Source organism: Pseudomonas sp. T8 (genome assembly GCF_024610635.1).
Lineage (GTDB): Bacteria > Pseudomonadota > Gammaproteobacteria > Pseudomonadales > Pseudomonadaceae > Aquipseudomonas > Aquipseudomonas chlororaphis_I.
The window spans coordinates 5344401-5369745 of record NZ_CP102374.1 but is presented as its reverse complement, the minus strand read 5'-3'; the positions used below and the strand labels follow the sequence as shown (position 1 = coordinate 5369745).

General features: G+C 64.3%; 20 protein-coding genes and 1 pseudogene. 8 read left to right on the top strand and 13 right to left on the bottom strand.

Going from position 1 to position 25345, the window contains the following annotated elements:
* Positions 1 to 88: 88 nt before the first annotated feature.
* A pseudogene (locus NRG23_RS32895) lies at positions 89 to 727 on the bottom strand (PAS domain-containing protein); the annotation flags it as partial.
* 304 nt (positions 728 to 1031) lie between these two features.
* On the opposite strand from NRG23_RS32895, the gene NRG23_RS24305 reads away from it, so the two are divergent.
* Complete coding sequence (locus NRG23_RS24305) at positions 1032 to 1541, top strand: RidA family protein (protein WP_016703631.1); 510 nt, start codon at positions 1032 to 1034, stop codon at positions 1539 to 1541.
* Between the two features lie 231 nt (positions 1542 to 1772).
* On the opposite strand, the gene NRG23_RS24300 is transcribed toward NRG23_RS24305, so the two are convergent.
* A complete protein-coding gene (locus tag NRG23_RS24300; RefSeq protein WP_007928829.1) occupies positions 1773 to 2105 on the bottom strand; it encodes a DUF2790 domain-containing protein in 333 nt (110 codons plus the stop codon).
* Between the two features lie 333 nt (positions 2106 to 2438).
* On the opposite strand from NRG23_RS24300, the gene NRG23_RS24295 reads away from it, so the two are divergent.
* Together NRG23_RS24295 and NRG23_RS24290 are read left to right on the top strand one after the other, a co-directional pair.
* On the top strand, positions 2439 to 3767 hold the full coding sequence (locus NRG23_RS24295; protein WP_257372517.1) for an OprD family porin: 1329 nt from the start codon (positions 2439 to 2441) through the stop codon (positions 3765 to 3767).
* A 178-nt stretch (positions 3768 to 3945) separates the two neighbouring features.
* On the top strand, positions 3946 to 4176 hold the full coding sequence (locus tag NRG23_RS24290) for a hypothetical protein (RefSeq protein ID WP_124309557.1): 231 nt from the start codon (positions 3946 to 3948) through the stop codon (positions 4174 to 4176).
* An 850-nt stretch (positions 4177 to 5026) separates the two neighbouring features.
* Here NRG23_RS24290 and NRG23_RS24285 read toward each other — a convergent pair.
* From NRG23_RS24285 to NRG23_RS24270, 4 genes are all read right to left on the bottom strand, one after another.
* A complete protein-coding gene (locus tag NRG23_RS24285) occupies positions 5027 to 5488 on the bottom strand; it encodes a transposase (protein WP_257372516.1) in 462 nt (153 codons plus the stop codon).
* Positions 5489 to 6057: 569 nt separating this feature from the next.
* Positions 6058 to 9222 carry an efflux RND transporter permease subunit gene (locus tag NRG23_RS24280; protein WP_257372515.1) on the bottom strand — a complete coding sequence of 1055 codons (3165 nt, stop codon included), beginning with the start codon at positions 9220 to 9222 and terminating at the stop codon, positions 6058 to 6060.
* Between the two features lie 38 nt (positions 9223 to 9260).
* On the bottom strand, positions 9261 to 10493 hold the full coding sequence (locus NRG23_RS24275) for an efflux RND transporter periplasmic adaptor subunit (RefSeq protein WP_257372513.1): 1233 nt from the start codon (positions 10491 to 10493) through the stop codon (positions 9261 to 9263).
* Between the two features lie 205 nt (positions 10494 to 10698).
* Complete coding sequence (locus tag NRG23_RS24270; protein ID WP_257372512.1) at positions 10699 to 11964, bottom strand: TolC family protein; 1266 nt, start codon at positions 11962 to 11964, stop codon at positions 10699 to 10701.
* Positions 11965 to 12366: 402 nt separating this feature from the next.
* On the opposite strand from NRG23_RS24270, the gene NRG23_RS24265 reads away from it, so the two are divergent.
* Positions 12367 to 13041 (top strand): heavy metal response regulator transcription factor, encoded by a 675-nt coding sequence (locus NRG23_RS24265; protein WP_009050855.1) that lies wholly within the window; start codon positions 12367 to 12369, stop codon positions 13039 to 13041.
* Positions 13042 to 13351: 310 nt separating this feature from the next.
* Here NRG23_RS24265 and NRG23_RS24260 read toward each other — a convergent pair whose 3' ends face one another.
* The 4 genes from NRG23_RS24260 to NRG23_RS24245 form a co-directional block, all read right to left on the bottom strand.
* Positions 13352 to 14257, bottom strand: a complete 906-nt coding sequence (locus NRG23_RS24260) for a cation diffusion facilitator family transporter (protein WP_028684166.1) — start codon at positions 14255 to 14257, stop codon at positions 13352 to 13354.
* A 117-nt stretch (positions 14258 to 14374) separates the two neighbouring features.
* Positions 14375 to 14923 (bottom strand): UDP-4-amino-4,6-dideoxy-N-acetyl-beta-L-altrosamine N-acetyltransferase, encoded by a 549-nt coding sequence (gene pseH / locus NRG23_RS24255; RefSeq protein ID WP_041984141.1) that lies wholly within the window; start codon positions 14921 to 14923, stop codon positions 14375 to 14377.
* A gap of 62 nt (positions 14924 to 14985) precedes the next feature.
* Entirely contained in the window at positions 14986 to 15438 is a 453-nt protein-coding gene (locus tag NRG23_RS24250; RefSeq protein WP_257372508.1) for a hypothetical protein, read from the bottom strand.
* Between the two features lie 285 nt (positions 15439 to 15723).
* Positions 15724 to 17046, bottom strand: a complete 1323-nt coding sequence (locus tag NRG23_RS24245) for an MFS transporter (RefSeq protein WP_257372506.1) — start codon at positions 17044 to 17046, stop codon at positions 15724 to 15726.
* A 170-nt stretch (positions 17047 to 17216) separates the two neighbouring features.
* Between NRG23_RS24245 and panB the strand changes: the two genes are divergently transcribed.
* Positions 17217 to 18032: a 3-methyl-2-oxobutanoate hydroxymethyltransferase gene (gene panB, locus NRG23_RS24240; RefSeq protein WP_009050860.1), complete on the top strand. Its 816-nt coding sequence runs from the start codon at positions 17217 to 17219 to the stop codon at positions 18030 to 18032.
* On the opposite strand, the gene NRG23_RS24235 is transcribed toward panB, so the two are convergent.
* Together NRG23_RS24235 and NRG23_RS24230 are read right to left on the bottom strand one after the other, a co-directional pair.
* Positions 18020 to 19402 carry a PLP-dependent aminotransferase family protein gene (locus NRG23_RS24235; RefSeq protein WP_028684165.1) on the bottom strand — a complete coding sequence of 461 codons (1383 nt, stop codon included), beginning with the start codon at positions 19400 to 19402 and terminating at the stop codon, positions 18020 to 18022. The two genes, panB and NRG23_RS24235, sit on opposite strands and share 13 nt — an antisense overlap.
* A 4-nt stretch (positions 19403 to 19406) precedes the next feature.
* Positions 19407 to 19640, bottom strand: coding sequence for a hypothetical protein (locus NRG23_RS24230; RefSeq protein WP_009050862.1), 234 nt, complete (start codon positions 19638 to 19640; stop codon positions 19407 to 19409).
* A gap of 114 nt (positions 19641 to 19754) precedes the next feature.
* Between NRG23_RS24230 and NRG23_RS24225 the strand changes: the two genes are divergently transcribed.
* The 3 genes from NRG23_RS24225 (at position 19755) to NRG23_RS24215 (ending at position 24512) form a co-directional block, all read left to right on the top strand.
* Positions 19755 to 21173 (top strand): short-chain fatty acid transporter, encoded by a 1419-nt coding sequence (locus NRG23_RS24225; RefSeq protein ID WP_009050863.1) that lies wholly within the window; start codon positions 19755 to 19757, stop codon positions 21171 to 21173.
* A gap of 294 nt (positions 21174 to 21467) precedes the next feature.
* A complete protein-coding gene (locus tag NRG23_RS24220) occupies positions 21468 to 23168 on the top strand; it encodes an acid phosphatase (protein ID WP_028684163.1) in 1701 nt (566 codons plus the stop codon).
* Positions 23169 to 23309: 141 nt separating this feature from the next.
* Positions 23310 to 24512, top strand: a complete 1203-nt coding sequence (locus NRG23_RS24215) for a hypothetical protein (protein ID WP_103331734.1) — start codon at positions 23310 to 23312, stop codon at positions 24510 to 24512.
* A gap of 104 nt (positions 24513 to 24616) precedes the next feature.
* Here NRG23_RS24215 and can read toward each other — a convergent pair whose 3' ends face one another.
* Positions 24617 to 25261 carry a carbonate dehydratase gene (gene can, locus NRG23_RS24210; RefSeq protein WP_009050866.1) on the bottom strand — a complete coding sequence of 215 codons (645 nt, stop codon included), beginning with the start codon at positions 25259 to 25261 and terminating at the stop codon, positions 24617 to 24619.
* Positions 25262 to 25345 lie beyond the last annotated feature (84 nt).

The following is a 25345-nucleotide window of genomic DNA, read 5'->3' as shown; positions in this document are numbered from 1 at the left end:
TGTAGGCGATGTTCGCCGCCTCGGCGACGGCCTGCTCCTGGTTCACCTGGTCGGTGATCACGGTGGCGAACTTCACCACCTTGTAGAGCCGGTTGTTGGCATCGACCACCGGGTTGTAGGAGGCCTCGAGCCAGACCACGCGACCGTAGCTGTCGATGCGCTTGAACCGCCCGGCGACGAACTCGCCGGCGTTCAGGCGCTTCCAGAACGCCAGGTACTCGGCGCTGTTGTATTCCTCGGGTTCGCAGAAGGTGCGGTGATGCTTGCCCTGGATTTGCGCCAGGTTGTAGCCCATGGCGTTGAGGAAACGCTCGTTGGCCGTCAGCACGTTGCCGTTGAGGTCGAACTCGATCACCGCCGTGGAACGGACCAGCGCGCCGATCAGGTTCTCGTGCTCGCGCGACGCTTCGATGGTGCGGGTCAGGTCGCTGGAGTAAATCGAAAAATGCTTGATCCGCCCCTGGGAATCGCGGACCGGCTGGGAGATCGAGCGCAGCCAGGCTTCCTGGCCGTTGCCGCGCAGCAGGCGCACTGCGCCAGCAAAGTGTTCGCCACGGGTCAGCGTCGCCTTGAAACGGTGGTGGAACTCATCGGCCTTGACGTGGGCCGGCACGATGTCCTCGATGTGGCGGCCGACCAGTTCGCTGCCCCTGTAAAGCATTTCCTGGTTGAAGTTGTCGTTGGCCGACAGAATGCGTCCATCGGGATCGAGAATCAGCACCAGCATCTCGCTGTCGAGGCTGTCCTTCACTTGCTGGAGGCTCGAGAGTTCTTCGCGTAGAGCCGACAGCTCTTGCTTCAAGCTTTTGTTGAACATGGGATGCACCGATGGGCAGTAATAGTGGGCAGCATTGTCTCTAGCCATCGGCGCTCGGGTATTTTTCTGAAGACCCTATAAGACATATCCGACCAAAAAACTTTGAAACGCCTCAGGCCCCGGCCCTGCTGGGCTTTAACCCATGCTCAAAGGTTCGGAAGAGGGGCTATAGTCGTGCTCTGGAAAATCAACGGCAATCGACGGAGTGCAATCCATGGAGGCTTCACGCAAGGCCCTGTTCGACCAGGTGGCGGCCCGTCTGGGACACGCTTTCGACGGTGAAATGCGCATCGGCGGCAACTACGTGCCCGCGGTGCAGAACGGCGACGAGGTATACGTCAGCGGGCAGATCCCGCGCATCGACAACAGCGTAAGGGTGACCGGGAGGGTCGGTGGAGATGTGTCGCTGGAGGACGGCCGATATGCCGCACGTATTTGCACCATGCGCGCCCTGGCGATCCTCGCTCAGTTGCTGGGTGATCTGCAGCGGGTGAAAAAAGTCCTGCGGCTCAACGTCTATGTGCAAAGCGCCGCCGACTTCACCCAGCAGAGTGAAGTCGCCGACGCGGCCTCCGAAGTGCTCTATTCGATCTTTGCCGAGGCCGGGGTGCACACCCGCACGTCCCTCGGGGTTTATCAGCTGCCGAAGAATGCCGCGGTAGAAATCGACATGATCGTCGCCCTCGAACCGCTTCCCGCGCCCCATGAGGACGTTGAGGATTAGGGTCTGTACGAAAAGTCGGCGAGCGAAGGTCAGGCAAGGCGCAACGACCAACGGGAGTAACAGCCGAAGGCTGGCCCGGAGGGTGAGCGCAGCGAATCAAAACAGGCGAGGAACGGCCGGGGTCGCGTTCGACTGTAGGGGCCTACATGAGCATTCCGAGCCTGTTTTTAACGCAGCATGACCTGCGTAGCGCCGAAGGCGCCCAGCACGCAGCCACTTTTCGTACAGGCCCTAGCTGCCATTGGTGCGGCACTGGCCCATCACCTGATACTCAACGGTCTTGAGCTGTCCGGCCGAATCCTCATAGGTCATGCGTGACGGCACCGGATTGCAGGCCTTGGCCGGCGGCGTCACGTTGACCACCTTCTGGATGTCCAGGGGCATGCCGTAGCGATAGTTTTCCACCACCGGCGCCTCCTTGCCCTGCTTCGCCGCGTAGGCCGCCATGGCCTTCTCGTTTGCCTGCATGGCGCGGTCGAAGGTGCGGTCGCCACCGCCCTCGGCCATGGCCAGGGACGAAATGGAAAGTACCAGCGCGGCGATACTCAATTTAAATAACTTCATGACTGCTTCCTCGTTTTGGTTAGTTGCAACGAGGATAACCAGACGACCCTGTCAGGAAGATCACGCGTACATTACTTATATGTAATAAAACCCAGACCACTTCTTACCCTTGAGCAAACCCCATATAAAACAAGGCCTCCAGCCAAAACAAAGAACAACTTACAACTTTTATCCTTGCAGAATTGTAATAAGCGGGTCACCTCCGCGTTATCTGTTGTTTGCAACTATCGATATTGACTCCAGCCGTTAACCAGACGGTTCGCGAGTACAACTAACAAGAACGCCCCAGGCGACATAACAGCTGATAGCTGCCCATATCCAGGAGCAAACAACATGCGCATTCAAACCCGCTGGTCCCTGTCCGTGTTTTCCGCGGTACTGGGGCTCGGCCCCTTGGCCGTGAACGCGGCAGACGACCAGCCCGAAGGTTTTATCGAAGGCAGCAGCCTCAACGTGCTGGCCCGCAACTACTACTTCAATCGCGACGATCGCAAGGGCCAGTCCAGCCCCACCGGCAACGGTTATTCCGAAGCCTGGGCCCAGGGGCTGATCGGCAAGTTCGAATCCGGCTTCACCCAGGGCACCGTCGGTTTCGGCCTCGATGCCTTTGCCATGTATGGCCTCAAGCTCGACTCCGGCACCGGCCGCAGCGGCGGACGCGGATCCTTCAACATGCTGCCGGTGGACAGCGACAACCACCCGGCCGACAACTACAGCAAGGTCGGCGGCGCGGCGAAAATGCGCCTGCTCGATACGGTGATCAAGGTCGGCGACGTCTTCCCGAAAACCCCGGTGGTGCACTACGGTGATTCGCGCCTGCTGCCGGAGAGCTTTCGCGGGGCCACCTTCGAGAACACCAGCATCGACGGCCTGAGTGTCCAGGGCGGACGGCTGCACAGCATGAGCCAGCCCGACAGCAGCAGCCTGCGCGACGGTTTCGCCACCTTCTATGCCGGCAAGGTCGACTCGCCCTGGGTCGCCTACTTCGGCGGCGACTACAGCCTGAACCAGCACCTCAGCGTCAGCCTCTACAGCAGCCGCCTGAAGGATGCCTGGGACCAGTACTACTTCGGCACCGCGGCCACCTGGCCGATCTCCGACGAGCTTTCGCTGTTTGCCGGGTTCAACTATTACAAGGCGGTGGACGAGGGCAAGAAGCTGCTCGGCGAGTTCAATAACAACATCTGGAGCGCCAAGGTCGGCGCCACCTATGGCGCCCACACCCTGTCGCTGTCGCACCAGCGCAACAACGGCGACGACGACTTCGATTACCTGCGTCAGTCGGACTCGATCTTCCTCGACAACTCGATCCAGTACAGCGACTTCAACTCGCCGAAGGAACGCTCGTGGATGGTCCGCTACGACCTCGACATGCAGCCCCTGGGCATTCCCGGCCTGTCGTTCATGACCCGCTACGGCAAAGGCAGCGACGCCGACTACAGCAATGCCAACGCGGTCTACATGCGCCGTGATGCGGACGGCAATCCGCTGACCGACCAGCGTCGCTGGGAACGCGATATCGAAGCCAAGTACGTGGTGCAGGGCGGCACCCTCAAGGACCTGTCGCTGCGCATCCGCCAGGCCACCGTACGCTCCAGCAGCTTCGAGTCCGACCTGGAGGAATTCCGCCTGATCGTCGAGTATCCGCTGGCCATTCTTTAAACCTTTGCGCCGGGCGGGTGCGAGGCCCGCCCGACGTTAAAACTTCTTCACAGACGCCCATCTTTCAGAACTGTAATATCGCCCTCACCTTCTCGTCAGGTTGGCCTTCGTATACTTGCCCCCATGCCCGAGCCGACAGCGCTTCGCTAGCGGCCAGCCACTTGCGGGAGATCATGTCTTGAAGCCTGCCCACCTGACTCCGCCTGGCCAGCCCAGCGCGCTCCCCAGCGATAACGGCAGCGAACGCGCCAGGCATGCCCTGGAACAATTCTGGCTCGGCCAGCAACAGTACAACGGCGAAAAGAACCACAACGACGCAACCAACACCGCCCCCCCACAGAACCCCAGGGTCCCAGGCATGCACAGCCTCCCGCTGACGCCGGCCCACCCCGAGCACATTCATCTCTGAAGCGTTTTTTCGAATGCTCCTTTGGAAAGAGATGAATTTTTAGCGTCCCGCATGGGGCGCTTTTTTTTGCCCCGACTCCCCCTGTAGCCCGGTCACACAGTCGATGTAGCCGCTGCCGAAGGCTGCGATGGTCCGGGCCACGCTGGTCGCAGGACCTCCTGCGCGTCCAAGAGCAGCGCCCGCTTCGCGGTCGATCGCAGCCTCGCGGTGCTCGGCAGCGGCTACAGGGGGGTAACCCGATAGTTCGGTACACGCGATCGGTGTAGCCGCTGCCGCAGGCTGCGATGGTCTGGGCCACGCTGGTCGCAGGACCTCTGGCGCACCCAAGAGCAGCGCCCGCTTCGCGGTCGATCGCAGCCTCGCGGTGCTCGGCAGCGGCTACAGGGGGTAACCCGATAGTTCGGTGCACGCAATCGGTGTAGCCGCTGCCGCAGGCTGCGATAGGTCCGCAGGACCTCTGGCGCACCCAAGAGCAGCGCCCGCTTCGCAGTCGGTCGCAGCCTCGCGGTGCTCGACAGCAGCTACAGGGGGTAACCCGATAGTTCGGTGCACGCAATCGATGTAGCCGCTGCCGAAGGCTGCGATAGGTCCGCAGGACCTCCTGCGAACTCAAGAGCAGCGCCCGCTGCGCGGTCGATCGCAGCCTCGCAGGCTCGGCAGCGGCTACAGGGGGTAACCCGATAATTCGGTACACGCGGTCGGTGTAGCCGCTGCCGAAGGCTGCGATAGGTCCGCAGGACCTCCTGCGCGTCCAAGAGCAGCGCCCGCTGCGCGGTCGATCGCAGCCTCGCAGGCTCGGCAGCGGCTACAGGGGAATAGCCCCAATGGGCCCGGTCATGCAGCGGCGACATCAAAGCCAGATGGCATCCCAGAGGGGATAGTCGCCGGGACGTTGAACAAGCCCTGCTCGTACTGGGTTGAGAATGATGTAGCGGGCGATGGCCTTCAGGTCTTCTTCCTTGCGCAGAGCGCGATCGTGATACCCCTTCTGCCAAAGACGGCCCTGACTGCCGAGGTGTGAATTGATCCGCGTGCTGCTTCTGGATTTGAAACGGCACATCACCTCTCCCAGGGATCTGTCTCGCAGTTCAAATAACCAGTGAATGTGGTCAGGCATGACAACCCAGGCCAATGCACGTACATGATCGGCTTCGTGGACTTGCTTGAGCTGATCAACCACCAGGCGGCCAACGCGGAAGTCGCGAAACAAGGGGCGTCGTTGGTGAGTCACGACGGTAATCGAGTAGACACGGCCAGCTTCCGATACCCGTCCTTTGAGTAGACGGTAGCCATTGGAGTGGACGGTAGCCATTGGAGTGGACCAGCATTCCTTTGCTCTCCATACAGGTCATCTACCTCAACCTAGCTGCTCATGCTTTTGCTTGCGGGAGCACTCTTTCAGCAGATGTTTCCAGATCCCTGTAGCCGCTGCCGAAGGCTGCGATAGGTCCGAAGGACCTCCTGCGCACCCAAGAGCGGCGCCCGCTGCGCGGTCGATCGCAGCCTCGCAGGCTCGGCAGCGGCTACAGGGGTGCAACCCGATAGTTCGGTGCACGCGGTCGGTGTAGCCGCTGCCGAAGGCTGCGATAGGTCCGCAGGACCTTCTGCGAGTTCAAGAGCAGCGCCTGCTTCGCAGTCGATCGCAGCCTCGCGGTGCTCGGCAGCGGCTACAGGGGGTAACCCGATAGCTCGGTGCACGCAGTCGATGTAGCCGCTGCCGAAGGCTGCGATAGGTCCGCAGGACCTCCTGCGCGTCCAAGAGCAGCGCCCGCTTCGCGGTCGATCGCAGCCTCGCGGTGCTCGGCAGCGGCTACGGGGGCCACATAAACAAAACCCCGCCTGCGCATGACGCAGGCGGGGTTGGGTGAGGCCTATCGCGGGTCAGTCGTTCAGCAGGTCTTGCAGCTCCTGTTCTTCCTCCTTGCGGTGCGCCCAGTGGTACAACGCCGGCAGCACCAGCAGGGTCAGGGCGGTGGAGGAGATGATGCCGCCGATGACCACGGTGGCCAGCGGCCGTTGCACTTCGGCGCCGGTGCCGGTGGCCAGGGCCATGGGGATGAACCCCAGCGACGCCACCAGGGCGGTCATCAGCACCGGGCGCAGGCGAGTCAGCGCGCCTTCGTTGACCGCAGCGGCGAGCATCCGCCCTTCTTCGCGCAGGTTGCGGATAAAGGCAATCATCACCAGGCCGTTGAGCACCGCCACCCCCGACAGCGCGATGAAGCCCACCCCCGCCGAGATCGACAGCGGGATGTCGCGCAGCCACAGGGCCATGATCCCGCCGGTCAGGGCGAAGGGAATCCCGGTGAACACCAGCAGCCCGTCCTTGAGGTTGTTGAACATCATGAACAACAGGCCGAACACCAGCAGCAACGCCACCGGCACCACGATTTCCAGGCGCTTGGAGGCTTCCTGCAACTGTTCGAACTGGCCGCCCCAGGTGATCCAGTAGCCGGTCGGGATCTGCACCTGGTCGCCGATGGCCCGGGTCGCTTCTTCGACGAAGGAGCCCATGTCGCGTCCGCGCACGTTGGCGCTGACGATCACCAGGCGCTTGCCGTTCTCGCGGCTGACCTGCGCCGGACCGAGCACCAGGTCGACGCTGGCCACCTCCGAGAGGGCGATGAAACCCAGTTGCCCGTTGACGCTGCCCGCGGCCGCCGCCACCGGAATCAGCAGTCGCGACAGCCCGTCGATATCGGTGCGCTGGGCATCGGACATGCGCACCAGCATGTCGAAGCGCTGGTCGCCCTCGTACAGGATGCCCGCCTTGCGCCCGCCCACGGCAATCGCCACGGCGTCCTGCACATCGCCGACGTTGAGGCCGAAACGCGCCGCCTTGTCGCGGTCGACATTCACCGTCAGCACCGGCAGGCCGGTGGTCTGCTGCACCTTCACTTCGGCGGCGCCGTCGATCTTCTGCAAGGTCTGCGAAATCTCTTCGGCGGTCTTGTTCAGCACCTCCATGTCATCGCCGAAGACCTTCACCGCGACATCGCTGCGCACCCCGGAAATCAGTTCGTTGAAACGCAGCTGGATCGGTTGCGACAGCTCGTAGACGTTGCCCGGCAGGCTGTTGCTGACCCGTTCGATGTCGGCAATGATCGCCTCGCGCGACTTGCCCGGGTCCGGCCATTGCTCCTTGGGCTTGAGCATCAGGTAGGCATCGGAGATGTTCGGCGGCATCACGTCCGAGGCGATCTCGGCGGTACCGGTGCGGGCGAACACCCGCTCGATTTCCGGGATCTGCGCCAGCAGGGTTTTCTCCAGGGTCTTCTGCATTTCCACCGACTGAGTAAGGCTGGCGTCGGGCACGCGCATCGCCTGCTGGGCGAAGTCGCCTTCGCTGAGGCTGGGGATGAACTCGCTGCCCATGCGGCTGGCCACCAGGCCCGAAACCAGCACGCTGAGGAAGGCCAGGGCAAAGGCCAGGGAACGATGGCTCATCACCCAGCGCAGCACCGGCTCGTAGCCACGGCGGGCACCGCGCATGACGAAGTTTTCCTCTTCCTTGACCTTGCCGGTGACGAACAGCGCAATCGCCGCGGGCACGAAAGTCACCGAGAGGATCATCGCCCCCAGCAGAGCGATCACCACGGTGAAGGCCATCGGGTGGAACATCTTCCCGGCCACCCCGGACAGGGCAAAGATCGGCAGGTACACCACCATGATGATCAGTTGCCCGTAGATCAGCGCCCGTCGCGCTTCCTTGGCCGCAGCGAAGACTTCGTGCAGGCGTTCGGAACGGGTGAGCATGCGCCCGTGGTGCTGCTGGGCATGGGCCAGGCGGCGAATGGCGTTCTCGACGATCACCACTGCGCCGTCGACGATGATCCCGAAGTCCAGCGCGCCAAGGCTCATCAGGTTGGCGCTGACCTTGTTGGTGAACATGCCGGTGAAGGTGAACAGCATGGCCAGCGGAATCACCATGGCAGTGATCAGCGCGGCGCGGATATTGCCCAGGAACAAAAACAGAATAGCGATGACCAGCAACGCGCCTTCGATGAGGTTTTTCTTCACCGTGGCCACGGCCTTGTCCACCAGGTTGGTGCGGTCGTACACGGTGACTGCGGTCACGCCCTTGGGCAGCGAGCGATTGATCTCGGCGAGTTTTTCCGCCACCACCCGGGACACCGTGCGGCTGTTTTCCCCCACCAGCATGAACACCGTGCCGAGCACCACTTCGCGACCGTTCTCGGTGGCCGCGCCGGTGCGCAGTTCACGGCCGATGTCCACGGTGGCCACGTTGCTGATGCGGATCGGCGTGCCGTCCACGGTGTTGATCACGATGTTGGCGATGTCCTCGATGGACTTGACCTGCCCTGGCGCGCGGATCAGCAACTGCTGGCCGTTGCGCTCGATGTAGCCGGCACCGACGTTGGCGTTGTTGCGCTCCAGGGCGGTCATCAGGTCGCTCAGGGTCAGGTTGTAGGCCGCCAGGCGCCTGGGGTCCGGGGCGATCTGATAGAGCTTGGCGAAGCCGCCGATGGTGTTGATCTCGGCCACCCCCGGCACGTTGCGCAATTGCGGGGCGATGACCCAGTCCTGGATCACCCGCAGGTCGGTCGGGGTGTAGGCCGTGCCGTCTTCCTTGAGCGCGCCCGGCTCGGCTTCCACCGTCCAGAAGAAGATCTCGCCGAGGCCGGTGGAGATCGGCCCCATGCTCGCCTCCACGCCTTCGGGCAGCTGTTCGCGGGCCACTTGCAGGCGCTCGTTGACCAGTTGCCGGGCGAAGTACAGGTCGGTGCCTTCCTTGAAGATCACCGTCACCTGGGACAGGCCCGAGCGCGAGGTCGAGCGGGTCTGCTCCAGGCCCGGCAGGCCGGCCATGGCCACCTCCACCGGATAGGTGATGCGCTGCTCGGTCTCCAGCGGCGAGTAGCCGGGCATGCTGGCGTTGACCTGGACCTGCACGTTGGTGATGTCCGGCACCGCGTCGATCGGCAGTTTCTGGTAGCTGCCGATGCCCACGGCGGCCATCAGCAGCACCGCCAGCAGCACGATGATGCGCTGCTCGATGGCGAATTGAATGATGCGTTCAAACATGGGAAGTCACTCTCCAGGGAAACACTCAATGAGGCGGATCAATGGCCGTGCTCGGCCGAGCCTTTGCCCAGTTCGGACTTGAGGATGAAGCTGCCGGAGGTCGCCACCTGGGCCCCGGCCGGCAAACCTTCGCGGATCTCGACGAAGCCGCCTTCGCTACCGCCCAGCACCACGGGCGTGGCCTGGAAACCGTCGGCGATGCGCACGAACACCGAAGGCTTGTCCTCCACGGTCTGGATCGCGCTCTGCGGCACGGTGACACCGGCCTGGTAGGTGTCGGTCGCCACCTGTACCGAGACGAACAGCCCCGGCCGCCAGACATCGTCCGGGTTGGGCACCGTGACCCGCACCGTGGCGGTCCGGGTCTGCTCGCCCAGCAGGCTGCCGACATAGGCCACCGTGCCCTGCACCTGGGTGCCCAGTTCCGTGGATTGCACCCGGACCGGCTTGCCCACCCGGACCTTGTTCAGGTCCTTGGGAAACACGCCGAAGGTGACCCAGACCCGGGACAGGTCGGACAGGGTGAAGGCGGCGCTGGTCTCGCCCACCACCTCGCCGACGCTCAGGTGTTTTTCCACCACCACGCCGTCGAACGGCGCGCGCATCTCATAGCGGTTGCCGCCCGCCAGCACCGCGCTGCCGCTCAGGGCATTCATCTTCTGCCGGGCGTTGTTCAGGGCAATTTCGGCTTCCTGCAAGGTCTGGCGCGCCAGCAGGTAATCCTGCTCGGCGGAGATCTGGTCGACCCACAACTGGCGCTCGCGCTGGAAGGTGGTGCGCGCCAGCTCGACCCGACGCTCGGCGGCGGCCAGCTCGCTGCGCTGGTCGGAGATCTGCTGGCTGGCGATCACCGCCAGCAGCTCGCCCTTCTTCACCGTCTGCCCGAGATTGACCGCCACCGACTCCACCACCCCGGCCGCGCGCGGCACGATGTGCGAGGTGCGGTCCTCGTCGAAGCGGATCTCCCCCGGCAGCGTCAGCAAGCTGCTGAGATTGCGCGGTGCAGCCTCGGCCAGCTGAATGTCGGCGGCCTTGATCTGCTCGGCGCTGAGCTCGACCTTGCCCTCTTCCTCGGCATGTCCCTCGCCTTCCGATTGCCCTTCCTCGCCTTCCTGATGCGCCTCGCCGTCCTTGTGCGTGTCCGCCTTGGCCGCGGGTTTCGCCTGCGCGGCCACCGGCGCCCCCTGGAACAGGTCCTGCCACATCAACCCGGCCACGCCGAGCGCGACCGCCACGGCCAATGCCAGGGCTGTGCTTCGTTTCTTGTCCATGAATGCTCCTGAAAAAATCGACCCGACACGCCATCCGGTAAACCGGCGCGTCATGAGGTCTGTGGAAAAAAGAAATCGCCGAGCGCTCGATGCAGCTCATGCAGGCACCAGTGGGACGAGCCCTCCTCGACCCGGCCCGGCACTGGCCCGCTGCAATCGGTGACCAGCAGTGCGCCCAGGCACAGCAAGACGAACAACGCGGTTCTCACAGCGTGCGATCGGGGCCGGCGAGATCGCCGTAGATGCGCTCGATGCGCACCCAGGCGTCGGTGGACTGGGCCACCGCGGCGATGTACTGGGTGCGGGCGCTGATCAGCGTGCGCTGGGCGTCGAGCACCTCGATAAAGTTGAACTTGCCCATCTCGAAGCCGCGGATCGCGGTATCCACCGCGTTTTGCGCGGCCGGCAGGATCACCTGGTTGAACGACTGCACTTCGTTGCTGGCGGTGCTCCACTGATCGAGCGCCAACTTGGTTTCGCTGCGCAGGCGCAGCTCCGCGGCGTTGCGCAAATCCCGGGCCTGATCGGCACGGCGCGCCGCCGACAGCACATTGCCCTGGTTGCGGTTGAACAGTGGAATCGGCATCGACACCCCGACCAGGTTGACCCGCTCACGCACGCTGGCGTCGTACTGGCTGCCCACGCTGATATCGAGGTCGGGAATGCGCTGGGCCTTTTCCAGCCCCAGGGACGCTTCGCGCTGCACCACCTGAATTTCGGCCAGGCGCAGTTCGGTGGTCTGTTGCAGGCGCGCCAGCAATTGCGCCGAAGGCGGCAGCGAGGGCAGCCCGCTGGCCGGCTCCGCGACGGCGCTGAAGTCGGTGGTGGCAGCGCCGGTCACGGTCGCCAACTGCCGATAGGCGTTAGTCCGATCCATCTCGGCGCGACTCAGCTCCAGGCGTACTTCCGAGAGCTGAACCTGGGCGCGGGTGGCCTCCACGGGCGAGGCCTTGCCGGCACTCACCCGCCCCTTGGCCACCGTCAGCCCGCGCTCGGCCAGGGCCAGGGAGCGCCCGGCCAGATCGCTGCGTTCCTGAGCCCGCAAGGCACCGTAGAAGGCCGCGATCACATCGGCGCGCAGCTGGTTGCGCTGGCGCTCCAGCTCCAGCGCCGCGGCGTCCTGGGCACGGCTGGCGACATCGATGCGCGCGCCACGCTTGCCGCCCAGTTCCAGGGTCTGGCTGAGCTTGACGGTGGTGGTGCGCGAACTGCGGCGGGTGTCCTCGGCGTCCCAGGACAACACCGGATTGGGGATCAATCCCGCCTGCTGCCGGCCACCCTGGGCGATGTCGATTTCCCAGCGCGCGGCCGCCAGTTCGGGGTTGTTGGCAAAGGCACTTGCCAGGGCGTTGTCGAGGCTCAGCACCCGGCTCTCGGCCGCCGCGGCTTCCGGCAGCGAGGCACTGGCCAACAACAGGACGCCAGACAATGCCCCGACTATCCAGGCAAGTTTTTTAATGGTGGTTGGCATAACGCTTTCTGGCCCCTTACCGGTACAGAGTGACGGCGGAGGCTGAGCGGCGCGAGGAAGTTGAACCGGCACGACGCATCCACACTCCACCCATAAAACAACTAACAGGTGAGTATTTAGTGCCGGCCAAATGTAGCCGTCGGTACTTATCGACAGGGTGGCGCAAAGATTACAAATCCGTTAGCAAACGCTCTGGCACGGGCTTGTGTATTAACATCCGGGCCATCGACCCGAGGGTAAGTGCAATAAACCCACAACTTGAAATATAGAGAAACAACTTCTCCCCGCACGACACTTTGAAAGTTTTAAATCAAGAACTTTGAAAGTTGAATCATCCAGCCCGTTACTTCCAATGAAGTTATTGGACTTCCCCACTGCATTAAACACCGAGGCTAATTCAGCATGCGCATTCTGGTGATCGAGGATGAACCGAAAACCGCCGACTACTTGCATCAGGGATTGAGCGAAAGCGGCTACGTCGTCGATTGCGCCAGCAACGGCGCCGACGGCCTGCACCTGACCCGCCAGCACGCCTACGACCTGGTGATTCTCGACGTCAATCTGCCGGAGCTGGACGGTTGGGGGGTGCTGCAGCGCATTCGCCAGAACAGCAATACGCGGATCATGATGCTCACCGCCCAGGGGCGCCTGGTGGACCGGATCAAGGGCCTGGACCTGGGCGCCGACGATTACCTGGTCAAGCCGTTCGAATTCCCCGAGCTGCTGGCGCGGGTGCGCAGCCTGTTGCGGCGCAGCGAGCAGTCGCCGACGCCCGATGTGTTGCGGGTGGCCGACCTGGAACTGGACCAGGGCCGCCACCGGGCGTTTCGCGGCAAGCAGCGCATCGACCTGACCACCAAGGAGTTCGCCCTGCTGCACCTGCTGATGCGCCAGAGCGGCGTGGTGCTGTCGCGGACCCAGATCATCTCGTTCGTGTGGGACATGAACTTCGACTGCGACACCAATGTGGTGGAAGTCTCGATCCGCCGCCTGCGGGCCAAGATCGACGACCCGTTCGAAAGCAAACTGATCCACACCCTGCGCGGCGTCGGCTACGTGCTCGAAGAGCGCGACTGAAGCGCTGTAGCCGCTGCCGCAGGCTGCGATGGTCCGGGCCACGCTGGTCGCAGGACCTCCGGCGCACCCAAGAGCGGCGCCCGCTTCGCGGTCGATCGCAGCCTCGCGGTGCTCGGCAGCGGCTACAGGGGAAAAATCCAATAGTCCGGTCACACCAGTCGATGTAGCCGCTGCCGAAGGCTGCGATGGTCCGGGCCACGCTGGTCGCAGGACCTCCGGCGCACCCAAGAGCGGCGCCTGCTTCGCAGTCGATCGCAGCCTCGCAGGCTCGGCAGCGGCTACAGGGTATGGAGCTCGATACGCCGGGGAATCAATGAACGTGCTCTTCGTGCCCCTGTTCGTGGAAGCCGGCCTGTTCGACCTGGACCGTCACATGGGAGATATCGAAGCGCTCGTGCATCAGCTCGGTGACCTCGGCGAGGATCTGCTGTTCGCTGCGCCGCCCCAGGTCGGCCACCAGGTGTGTGCTCATCACGTTCTTGCCGCTGGTCAGGGCCCACAGGTGCAGGTCGTGCACCTCGGTCACCCCGTCGATGGCGCGGATGCCCTGCTCGACCTCATCGATATCGATGCCGTCCGGCACGCCTTGCAGCAGCACGTTCATGCTCTCCCTGAGCAGCATCCAGGTGCGCGGCAGCACCCAGAAACCGATGGCCGCGGCCACCAGCGAATCGACCCAGCCCCAGCCGGTGTACATGATCACCAAGGCTGCGACGATCACGCCGATGGAGCCGAGCATGTCGCTCCACACTTCCAGGTAGGCGCCCTTGACGTTGAGGCTTTCGGCGCTCGCCGAGGCCAGCAGGCGCATGGAGATCAGGTTGACGATCAACCCCAGCACCGCGATTACCAGCATGCCCGTGGACTGGATTTCCGCCGGCGCGGACAGGCGTTGCCAGGCCTCGAACAGGATGTAGAAGGCGACCACGAACAACAGGATGGCGTTGAACGCCGCGGCGAGAATCTCGAAACGTGCATAACCGAAGGTGCGCTTGCGATCGGCCGCGCGCTTGCCGACCTGGATCGCCACCAGGGAGATCGCCAGCGCCAGCGCGTCGGTCATCATGTGGGCGGCATCGGACAGCAGCGCCAGGCTGCCGGTGATAAAGGCGCCGATCACCTCGGCGATCATGAAACTGCCGGTCAGCCCCAGGGCCATCCATAACGTGCGTTCGTGTCCGGCCCGAACCTGTCCGTGACTGTGCCCTGCGCCCATGAAAGCCCCCGCCTATGAAAATCGTCGTGGCTGATGATAGCCGGCCTGAGCAGCCTGCCCCGGCAAAATGACGCAATGGTCATGCCGCTGCCATCTGAGCGTTATGCGTAACGGCTTTCAGCGCCCCAGGCGCGCCATCACCGCGAGCATGCCCGGGCGCTGGGCAGCCCATTCCTCGCGGGTGATGCCGAGCAGCATCACATCGATGCGCTGGCCGTCCTTCTCGACGTTCTGCCGGCGCACGCCCTCGAGGGTGAAACCGAACTTCTGGTGCAGGCGGATCACCGCCTGGTTCAGCGCCAGCACTTCGCAGTTGAGCTTTTCCAGGCCGGCCGCGCCAAAGGCATGGTCGAGCAACCAGAATTCCAGCTGGCTGCCCAGGCCCTTGCCCTGCAAGCCGCTGTCCAGGTAGAAGGCCCAGTCGGCGCTCTTGTGCAGGGTATTGATCGCGTTCAGCGACACCACGCCGCAGGCGACTCCCTCTTGCAGCACCACGAACACCGACTGCCGCGGATTGCCCACCAGCGAGTCGAGCCAGGCACGGTGTTCGGCCTCGGAAATCTCGTGGGAGGTGTACATGTACTTGCGCACGTCCGGCTGGTTGCGCAGCTCGCGCACACGCGCCTGCACCTGTGCGCAAGTTTCGAGTATCGGCACGACCTGCATGCAGGGCTCCTGGTCTGAAACAGATGCCGCACAGCCTAGGGGCAACGGTGCCCGGCGGCAATTCAAAAGATCCCGCTACCCGGCGCGGACTTGCGCCGGCGCAGCGCATGCAGGCCCAGGCACACCAGGCTGGTGCCGAACGCCATGATCAATATGCCCTGCGGCGTCTCGCGCTCGCGGCGGCTGTCCAGGCATTCCATGGCGTTGGCGCATTGCGCGATGCACAGCTCCTCGCCATCGAGGGTGCAGCTCAGCACCGCATCGCGCAGGTGGGTGAAGCTCAGCGTGCGCCCCAGGATCTGGTCATGGCCGACGTTCAGATAGGTGATGCCACGAACCACCTTGAGCCGGGTGTATTCGCCACTGTCCGCGTCCTCTATCAGCATCCCGCCACGGTCGGCATACAGCACCTTGCCGCTGAGGGATTCGATGTTGGCACCCTCCAACCCATAGTCGACAAAGTTGAAGATCCACAGCTGAAGCAGGGTCATGAACAGGCCAATGGCAAAGGACAACCATGCCGCCTGCAGCAACGGGGGCAGCGTGGAGAAATCACGCAGGGAACAAAGGACGGACCGGATCAAGGCAGCTCCCGAAAACTGGCGCGTGGACCGCGCGCTTTTTTTCGAGAGATTAGCGGGTAAATGGGCCTTGGCTAAGCACAACATTCAACGGTATTGCCCGGGTTAAACCGCAGGCTGGCGGCAAAGGCTCTAGCCCGCGCGCGCCGGCGCCTGCAGGTATTTCCGGAGGTGAAAATTTTTCCCCTGTGGGAGCGCTCGCCTGCTCGCGAAAGAGCCTCAGGACCCCGCGCAAACCCCAGGCACCGCACTCCCCGTCAGCCTCGGCATGCGCGCCCCGAAATACCCGGCGCTGATGACCCCGACCGCGCCCATTACCGCGCAATACATCACGCAGATCCACGGGCTCCAGGGCATCAGGCCGATCAGCAGCAAAGGCGTGGTGCTCGCCCACAGCGCGTAGGCGATGTTGTAGGTAAAGGAGATGCCGGACACGCGGATCCGCGCCGGAAACAACCCGACCATCACCGACGGCACCGCGCCCACCACGCCACAGCCGAGGCCGGCGATGGCGTAGGCCAGGCCGACCCAGTCGCCGCCGCTGATCAGGCAGCCGTAGAGCAGGCCGATGCCCAGCGGCAGCAGCAGGCTGTAGAGCATCACCGTGCGCCAGGCGCCGATGCGGTCGACGACCAGCCCGGCCAGCACGCAACCGAGATTCAGGAACACGATGCCCAGGCTGCTCAGGGCGAAGGTGTGGCTGGCGCTCATGCCGAAGGTTTTCTGCATCATGGTCGGGGTGATGACCACGAACACCACCACCGCGGAGGTCAGCACGCAGGTGAGAATCGCCGCCGGCAACAGCGCCAGGCGATGCTCGCGCAGCACGGTGCGCAGCGGCAGCTCGACGGCGCTGTCGCGCTGCTCCTGCATGGCCATGAACACCGGGGTTTCGCTGAGCCAGCGGCGCAGCCAGACGCCGATCACGCCGAACACCCCACCGAGCAGGAACGGATAACGCCAGGCGTGATCGAGGATTTCCGCCGGGGTGAAGAGTTGCGCCAGCAGGGTCGCGGTCAGCGCGCCGATCAGGTAGCCGAAGGTCAGCCCGGCCTGCAGAAAGCCCAGGGCATAACCGCGATGGCCGGCCGGCGCATGCTCGGCGACGAACACCCAGGCGCTCGGCACCTCACCGCCCACCGCCGCGCCTTGCAGCACCCGCAGCGCCAGCAGCAACAACGGCGCGAAATAACCGATCTGCGCGTAGGTCGGCATGATGCCGATCAGCAGGCACGGCAGGGCCATCATCAGGATGCTCAGGCTGAACACCTTCTTGCGCCCCAGGCGGTCGGCGAAGTGCGCCATGAGAATGCCGCCCAGCGGCCGCGCCAGGTAACCGGTGACGAAGATCCCGAAGCTCTGCAACAGTCGCAGCCACTCGGGCATTTCCGGCGGGAAGAACAGCTGGCTCAGGGTCAGGGCGAAAAATACGAAGATGATGAAATCGTAGATTTCCAGGGCGCCGCCCAGTGCCGCCAGGCCCAGGGTCTTGTAGTCGGACCGGGAAAACGGCGCCGGCCGCGCGTCAGGGGAAAAGGACATAAAGCCACTCGGTGTTGGGCAGAATTCAAGGCGCCCATGGTCTACGCAAACGCCGCGAGGGACAACTGCAACACCCTCCTGGGTCGGTTTTTAGGGTTTTCCTGTGCATTGAATCGGCGCCGCGGACGCCAATAATCGGCGACTTTCCCACCCGCAACAGGAAAGCCGCCATGAGCATCCATACCCGCAGCAAACGCCTGACCGTGCCGCAACTGGTGGCCATGAAAGGCCAGCAGAAGATCGTCTCCCTGACCGCCTACACCAGCCACATGGCGCGGCTGATGGACCCGTTCGTCGATTTCGTGCTGATCGGCGACTCCACGGCCATGGTCGGCTACGGCCGCACCTCCACCCTGGACATGAGCCTGGAAGAGATCATCGGCCACACCCGCGCCGTAGTCGCCAGTACCCGGCTGGCCTGCGTGATCGCCGACATGCCGTTCGGCAGTTACCAGGAATCGCCGCAACAGGCCTACCGCAACTGTGCCGAGGTGCTGGCGCGCACCGGCTGTGACGCGCTCAAGCTCGAAGGCGGGCAGGCCCTGGCGCCGACTGTGGAGTTCCTGGTGCAGCGCGGGATTCCGGTGATGGCCCATATCGGCCTGATGCCCCAGTACGTGAATGTCATGGGCGGCTTCAAGGCCCAGGGCCTGAACGACGCCACCGCCCAGGCCATCGAGGCCGACGCCCGCGCCCATCTCGAAGCCGGGGCGTTCAGCCTGCTGCTGGAAGGGGTGGCGGAAAACCTCGCGCGGCGCATCAGCGACTTCTCGCCGATGCCGACCATCGGCATCGGCGCCTCCCCCGCCTGTGACGGCCAGGTGCTGGTGACCGAAGACCTGCTGGGCCTGGGCGGGCCCCAGGTGCCGCGCTTCGTCAAACAGTACGCCGATGTCGGCGCGCTGATCAGCCAGGCCTGCGAGCAGTTCGCCGCCGAGGTGCGCGACGGCCGCTTCCCCGAGGCGCGGCACTGCTACGGCGTTTGATCGATGGCCCGGGCCAGCCGTTGCACGGCGCCAGCGATGTCCTGGCGCCAGTCGAGGGTGAAGCTCAGGCGCAGGTGATGGCGCCAGAGCCCTTGCTGGCTGAACATCTGCCCCGGGGCGATGACGATGCCCTGGCCCAGCAGCTGTTCATAGACCTGGGCCATATCCACCGGGCGCGTGGCCTCGGCCCACAGGGTCGCGCCGCCGGCCGGGGTGACCACGCGCAGCTGCTCGGCGGCGTGTTCGGCCAGCAGCGCCTGCATCTGGCCCATGCGCTCGCGCAACAGACCGCGCAGCTGCGTCAGGTGCTGATCGACACGGCCGCTGCCCAGCAGCTTGGCCACGGCCTTCTGGCGGATCGGCGACAGGCGAAACGCGCGCTCGAGAAAATGCCGCTGCAAGCGCGCGCCCTGGCCGCGGCACAGCACGTAGCTGAAGGGCGCCTCGGAACCGATCAGCTTGTCGAAGGTGGAAAACACCAGCAGCCGCTCGGGATCGGCGTAATCGCGATACCGCGCCGGCTCCGGGGTGAAGCAGAACTCGCCATAGCTGTCATTTTCCAACAGCCAGATGCCGCGCTCCCCCAGCCAGCGGCACAGCTGCTGTTTATCCGCCGCGGGCATCAGGCTGCCGTGGGGTGTATTCAAGGTCGAGGACAGCAGCGCCAGGCGCACCGGCTCGCGTTGCAGCACCTCATGCAGCCGCTGGCGATCGAAACACCCTTCGGCATCCAGCGGCAGCTCGATCACGCGGATCTTCGCCGCCTGCAATTGCCGCAGGATCGCCCAGGAACAGGGCGACTCCACCAGGGCGACGCTGCCATTCAGCTCCAGGGCATCGAGGGACAACGCCAGCACCGCGCGCAGGTCGGTGCCAAGGAACACCTGTTCGGCCTGCCAGTAATCCGTGGTCGAGCGGGTGTAACGCTCGGCCAGCACCGTGCGCAGCTCCGCCTCGCCAAACGGCTGGTACAGCGGCGCCTGGGAGCGCGGGTACTGGCGCACCAGCTCGCGCTCGGCCATCAACAGGGGATTGTCCAGGGACAGCAACATCGCCGGCGCATCGCTGCACAGCGCCAGCATTCCGGGCTGGCGGGCGTAGGCATAGACCCTGTCCAGCAAGTGCGTATCCGGCGCCAGCCCTGGCGCCGGCACGGGGCGACTGAAGTAGCCCTGCTTGGGCCGGGCGTAGATCCGCCCTTCATCTTCGAGCAAAGCGTAGGCGTACTTGGTGGTGGAGACCGAGACCTTGAGGCGCTGGGCCAGGGCGCGCAATGACGGCAGGCGCTGCTCGGCCGCGCTGGCGCCGTCCAGCCACTCCACCAGGTAGCGGTAGACGGCCTGATAGGCGAAAGGCGTTTCGCGGCTCACCGCTTCAGGCGCCCTTGGCCAGGGCGATCGCCGCCTGGATCGCCGCGCGGGCCTGGGGGCTGTTTTTCCAGCAGCTGGAACCGACCAGGGCCGAGGCCTGAGTGACGATGTCCAGGGCATCGGCCCGGGCCAGCTGGGCGAGGGAATCGATGCCCAGTTGTTCGAGGCGGGCGACCACGGTTTCGCCGACACCCTTGACCTTGAGCAGCGCCTGGCGTTCTTCGAGCGGAAATGGCATGTACTTCAATCCTTTGCAGTGGGTACCAATTGCCGCATTCTTGCACAGTTTTCGGCCGCCCCAGCCTGAGGCGACCGACCTCCTGACAATCATAAAAAGACTTGAGGTATCGACGTGTCCACAGACATTGAAGACAGCCGTTCCGCCCGTTTTGCCCTGCGCTGCTCGAACTGGGCCGAGCGCTGGTTCCCCGACTCCTGGGTGTTCGCCGCGCTGGCGGTGGTCATAGTCGCCCTGGCCACCATGGCCATGGGCGCCAAGCCCACCGACACCGCCATGGCCTTCGGCGACGGCTTCTGGAGCCTGATCCCCTTCACCATGCAGATGGCCTTCGTGGTCATCGGCGGCTATGTAGTCGCCAGCTCGCCGCCGGCGGTGAAGCTGATCGACAAACTGGCGCGCATCCCGAAGAACGGCCGTTCCGCCGTGGCCTGGGTAGCACTGATCTCCATGGTCGCCTCCTTGCTCAACTGGGGCCTGTCCCTGGTGTTCGGCGGCTTGCTGGTGCGCGCCCTGGCCCGGCGTACCGAGCTGCGCATGGACTACCGCGCCGCTGGCGCCGCGGCCTACCTGGGCCTGGGCGCGGTATGGGCCCTGGGCCTGTCGTCGTCCGCCGCGCAATTGCAGGCCAACCCCGGCAGCCTGCCGCCGTCGATCCTGTCGATCACCGGGGTGATTCCATTCACCCAGACCATCTTTCTCTGGCAGTCCGGCGTGTTGCTGCTGGCCTTGGTCGTGGTCTCGCTGGTCATCGCCTACGCCACCGCGCCCGGCCCGAACTCGGCGCGCGACGCCAAGGCCTGCGGCATCGACCCGAGCTTCAGCATGCCCAAGCCACAACCGCGCACCCGCCCCGGCGAATGGCTGGAATACAGCCCGCTGCTGACCATTCTGCTGGCCTTGCTGGCAGCCGGCTGGCTCTACCACGAGTTCGCCACCAAGCCGGCGATCACCGCGATTTCCGGGCTCAACACCTACAACTTCCTGTTCCTGATGCTCGGCGCGCTGCTGCACTGGCGCCCGCGCAGTTTCCTCGAAGCGGTGGCCCGGGCCGTGCCGACCACCACCGGGGTGCTGATCCAGTTCCCGCTGTACGGCTCTATCGCGGCCTTGCTGACCGTGGTCAAGGGTGTCGACGGCCAGACCCTGGCCCACCATATCTCGACCTTCTTCGTGCAGATCGCCTCCCACGACACCTATGCGCTGCTGATGGGCATCTACTCGGCGGTACTGGGCTTCTTCATTCCCTCGGGCGGCGGCAAGTGGATCATCGAGGCGCCCTACGTGATGCAGGTGGCCAATGACCTGCAATACCACCTGGGCTGGGCGGTGCAGATCTACAACGCCGCCGAGGCGCTGCCGAACCTGATCAACCCCTTCTACATGCTGCCACTGCTGGGGGTCCTGGGGCTCAAGGCGCGGGACCTGATCGGTTTTTCCTTCGTCCAGTTGCTGGTGCACGCGCCGCTGGTGCTGGTGCTGCTGTGGGCATTGGGCACCACGCTGAGCTATATGCCACCCGTGGCGCCGTAATCTTTTGCGGGCGGCTCGTTTCTCTGCGGGAGCGAGCTGGTTCGCGACAGACTGCGCAGTGGTCGCAAAAGCTGCCACCGCGCTTTACCTGGAGAAAATCATTGCCCGGATGGATGCCATCGCGGGCAAGACTCGCTCCTACAGAAGCAGCCCTACACGCTTTCCAGCCTCCCCCTACTATCTTCTAAGCCCCGTCCCAGAGCCTTTTCTGTAGTCTTTCCGTCATATTCGGTTGCTACCGTGCAGCCGAAATACTTTGTTACGAATTGATCGAAAGGTAATCAGGGACCCGGCATGAGCGACGAACACTCGAAAGACCCAGAACATTCCCAGGCCACTGAGCCCCCCACCGACACCAGCCGCCGGCGTTTTCTCGGCGGCGTGGCGGTGCTGGGTGTCGGCGCGACGCTCAGCGCCTGCGGCCATAACGACCCGGCGCCGGGCAAACCGGTGGAACGCCCGCTGTCGCCCGCCGAGCTGGACCGGGCGCTGCGCGACAACGTGAAGAACGTGGTGGTGATCTATGCCGAGAACCGCAGCTTCAACAACCTGTTCGCCGACTTCCCGGGCCTGGAAAAACCGCTCTCGGCCCTCAAGCCCGCCGACTATCAGCAGCGCGACCGCGACGGCAGCCTGTTGCAGACCTTGCCGCCGGTCTGGGGCGGTGTCGCCCAGGTCGGGCCCCAGGCCCTGGATGGCGTGACCTACCCGGTCGGCACCCAATACCAGGAACACCTGCCCAACGCCCCCTTCGCCCTCAAGGGCCCCGATGGCCAAGACCTGCCCCTGGGCCTGGTCACCCGCGACCTGTGGCACGTGTTCTACCAGAACCAGATGCAGATCAACGGCGGCAAGAACGATGGTTTCGTCGCCTGGGCCGACTCCGGCGGCCTGCCCATGGGTCATTACGCCCAGAGCCGCTATGAGCTGCGCCTGTGGGATGTGGCCCGGGAGTTCGTGCTGTGCGACAACTTCTTCCAGGGCACCTTCGGCGGCTCGTTTCTCAACCACCAGTACCTGATCAGCGCCGCCGTGCCGTTTTATCCGGATGCGGCCAATTCGGTGGCCAAGCCGCAGATCGCCACCCTGCAGAGCGACGACCCGCTCGACAGCCGTCTCAAGCCGCTGGAGCAATCCCCGGCCAGCGCCATGAGCGGCCCGCCGCAATTCGGCCCGAGCCTGCTGACTCCGGATGGCTACGCGGTCAATACCATGGCCCCGCCGTACTGGCCGACCTGGATCCGCGACCCGCAGCGCCCGGCCTATGCCAAGGCCGACCTGCCCAATGTGCTGGTGCCGCAACGCCACGACACCATCGGCGACAAGCTCTCGCGCAAGGACATCGACTGGGCCTGGTACGCCGGCGCCTGGCAGGTCACGCTGGACGCCTACAAGGATTCGGCGGGGATTCCGAAGATCCCCAACTTCCAGTACCACCACCAGCCGTTCAACTACTTCGCGCAGTTCGGTCCCGAGCAGCCGAACGAACGCAACCACCACCTGCGCGATGCGGGCCTGGGCGATGAGTCGGGCAGCAACCGCTTCCTCGCCGATGCCGAGGCCGGCAAGTTGCCGCCGGTGGCGTTCTACAAGCCCCAGGGCAACCTCAACATGCACGCCGGTTATGCCGATGTGGCCGCGGGCGACCGGCATATCGTGCGCGTCCTGAAGGTGCTGCGCGAAAGCCCGCAGTGGCAGAACATGGTGGTGATCGTCACGGTCGATGAAAACGGCGGCTGGTGGGACCACGTCGCCCCGCCCAAGGGCGACCGCTGGGGGCCGGGGACGCGCATCCCGGCGCTGGTGGTGTCGCCGTTCGCCCGCAAGGGCACGGTGGACCATACGGTGTACGACACCGCGTCGATCCTGCGGCTGATCACCCGGGTGTTCCAGCTCGAACCGCTCGACGGCCTCAAGCAACGGGACGCGGCGATGACCGCCCGGGGGCAGGCGCCCATGGGCGACCTGAGCAATGCCCTGCACTTCCCGGCCTGAACCGGCGGCAGCGGCCGCCCGGGCGGCCGTTTGCGGGTGCAGAAATGAAGATTTATTCAACCTTTTTCCTTGTCACCCGCTACTGTTTCAGGGTGGAACTTACCTCGCCCAGACGAGGCCTACGCTGACAAGGAGCCAAGCATGAAACTCACAGGATTGTCCCTTCCCCTCGCCGCCCTGACCCTGGGCGGCCTGACCCTAAGTAGCCTGACCCTGAGCACCGCAGCCCAGGCCAACGTCGATCTGAAGCTGGGCAACACCCAGCGTGTCACCCAGCTCTTCTCCTACCCCAACAACTGCAACGTGATCTGCTTCCGCAACTGGACGCTGGAACAGACCGTCGAACACTACCTGACCCAAAGCGTGAAGCGCGATGGCTACAGCACCGCCAAGGTCAAGGTGAAGACCGATAACAACCAGCTGTACGCCAACATCAGCGGTGTGCCGAAGGACTATGGCAAGCCGCTGACCGCCCTGCTGGATGCCGGCGACCTGGCCTACAAGGGCGCCAGCAAACTCAACAGCGACGGCAAGTGGACCTACAGCTGGTACCTGTTCCTGCCCCTGGGCATGGCCCTGGAAAACCGCAAGAGCGTCGAGCTGCTGCACTTCCCGCCGGACTACTCGCTGACTCAAGCCCAGGACTACCTGAGATCGGCCACCACCGACCGCTGGGCCACCCTGCTCACCACCAATGGCATTCCCACCGAGCAGACCCCGGGCTACCAGACCATCATCGACATCGCGCCGATCGCCGCCCCGGCCACTGCCGGCAAGGACCTGGAAGGCGTCTACGGCTACTTCCAGGACTACCAGACCACCATGGTCAAGCAGGTCAGCCAGAACGCCAGCGGCGGCGCCCTGCCGATGGTGGCCTTCGGCGCGCCGGTGCGTAACTGGATCAAGCAGCAGTACGGCGCCACCGTGAGTGTGCTGGGCCTGGCGCAGATCAGCCCGAGCGCGGGCCTGAAGGTGCCGGTGCTGGGTTCCAACCACCCGAGTTACATCTGGTACGCGGCGGACCCGGAGAACTACGACGGTGACGAGGCCAAGGCCGATGCGGCCGGCTTGAAAGTGATGGGGCAGGACCTGAGCGCCGCCTGCTGGCAGGCCGGGATGGGCAGCAAGCCGGGCAGCGATCCGGCGGCACAACTCAAAAGCTGCACACAGAACTGGCAGGTGGCCAACAAAGAGCAGACCTGCGCTCTGTTCTACACCTCGATCCGTAAGCTGACGCCGGAGCAGGCCCAGGCCAAGTGCGCCAGCGAGCCGGTACAGACCCAGCTGAAACAGTTGAAGGCGCCGGCACCGTCGATGAGTACCGAGGCACCGCCGCATATCTGACGGATAAGCGGTAACGGCTACATCCCCATCGCGAGCAAGCTCGCTCCTACAGAACGGCACATCGCCCGTAGGAGCGAGCTTGCTCGCGATGGGGTTTCAGCGCCTCAGAGCGCCCCGACCGGACGCAGGCGGTACTGCGGCGGCAGTTGCTCGAAGCCACTGATGGTGGCGTTCAGGCTCTTCCAGCGGCCGTCCTTGATGCCATAGATGCAACCGTGGATCGACAGGCTCTGCCCGCGATGCCAGGCGTTTTGCACGATGCTGGTGTGGCCGACGTTGGCCACTTGCTGGATCACGTTCAGCTCACAGAGGCGGTCGACCCGCTCTTCCTCGGTGGCCAGTTGCCCCAGCACTTCGCGATGTTCGTAGTACAGGTCGCGAATCGAGCGCAGCCAGCCATCGATCAGGCCCAGCTGGCGATCCTGCATCGAGGCGCGCACGCCACCACAGCCGTAGTGGCCGGTGACCAGGATGTGTTTGACCTTGAGCACGTCCACCGCGTACTGGATCACCGACAGGCAATTGAGGTCGGTGTGCAGCACCACGTTGGCCACGTTGCGGTGTACGAACAGATCCCCGGGCAGCATGCCAACGATCTCGTTGGCCGGTACACGGGCGTCCGAACAGCCGATCCACAGGTATTCCGGCGTCTGCTGGCGAGCCAGCTTGGAGAAGAAGTCAGGATCTTCCTGCTTGATCGCTTCGGCCCAACGCTCGTTGTTATCAATCAGGTCTTGTAGTTCGTTCATGCTGTGAAACCTCAGGATTGATGCGTTGCTATGACAGACGACCGTCTATCGGGGTCACGCGCGTCTATGCAGATACCGCTTATC

Coding starts and splice junctions, on each gene's coding strand:
- NRG23_RS24305 (WP_016703631.1), top strand. CDS start 1,032: ATGGAGGCTTCACGCAAGGCCCTGTTCGACCAGGTGGCGGCCCGTCTG.
- NRG23_RS24300 (WP_007928829.1), bottom strand. CDS start 2,105: ATGAAGTTATTTAAATTGAGTATCGCCGCGCTGGTACTTTCCATTTCG.
- NRG23_RS24295 (WP_257372517.1), top strand. CDS start 2,439: ATGCGCATTCAAACCCGCTGGTCCCTGTCCGTGTTTTCCGCGGTACTG.
- NRG23_RS24285 (WP_257372516.1), bottom strand. CDS start 5,488: ATGGCTACCGTCCACTCCAATGGCTACCGTCTACTCAAAGGACGGGTA.
- NRG23_RS24280 (WP_257372515.1), bottom strand. CDS start 9,222: ATGTTTGAACGCATCATTCAATTCGCCATCGAGCAGCGCATCATCGTG.
- NRG23_RS24275 (WP_257372513.1), bottom strand. CDS start 10,493: ATGGACAAGAAACGAAGCACAGCCCTGGCATTGGCCGTGGCGGTCGCG.
- NRG23_RS24270 (WP_257372512.1), bottom strand. CDS start 11,964: ATGCCAACCACCATTAAAAAACTTGCCTGGATAGTCGGGGCATTGTCT.
- NRG23_RS24265 (WP_009050855.1), top strand. CDS start 12,367: ATGCGCATTCTGGTGATCGAGGATGAACCGAAAACCGCCGACTACTTG.
- NRG23_RS24260 (WP_028684166.1), bottom strand. CDS start 14,257: ATGGGCGCAGGGCACAGTCACGGACAGGTTCGGGCCGGACACGAACGC.
- pseH (WP_041984141.1), bottom strand. CDS start 14,923: ATGCAGGTCGTGCCGATACTCGAAACTTGCGCACAGGTGCAGGCGCGT.
- NRG23_RS24245 (WP_257372506.1), bottom strand. CDS start 17,046: ATGTCCTTTTCCCCTGACGCGCGGCCGGCGCCGTTTTCCCGGTCCGAC.
- panB (WP_009050860.1), top strand. CDS start 17,217: ATGAGCATCCATACCCGCAGCAAACGCCTGACCGTGCCGCAACTGGTG.
- NRG23_RS24230 (WP_009050862.1), bottom strand. CDS start 19,640: ATGCCATTTCCGCTCGAAGAACGCCAGGCGCTGCTCAAGGTCAAGGGT.
- NRG23_RS24220 (WP_028684163.1), top strand. CDS start 21,468: ATGAGCGACGAACACTCGAAAGACCCAGAACATTCCCAGGCCACTGAG.
- NRG23_RS24215 (WP_103331734.1), top strand. CDS start 23,310: ATGAAACTCACAGGATTGTCCCTTCCCCTCGCCGCCCTGACCCTGGGC.
- can (WP_009050866.1), bottom strand. CDS start 25,261: ATGAACGAACTACAAGACCTGATTGATAACAACGAGCGTTGGGCCGAA.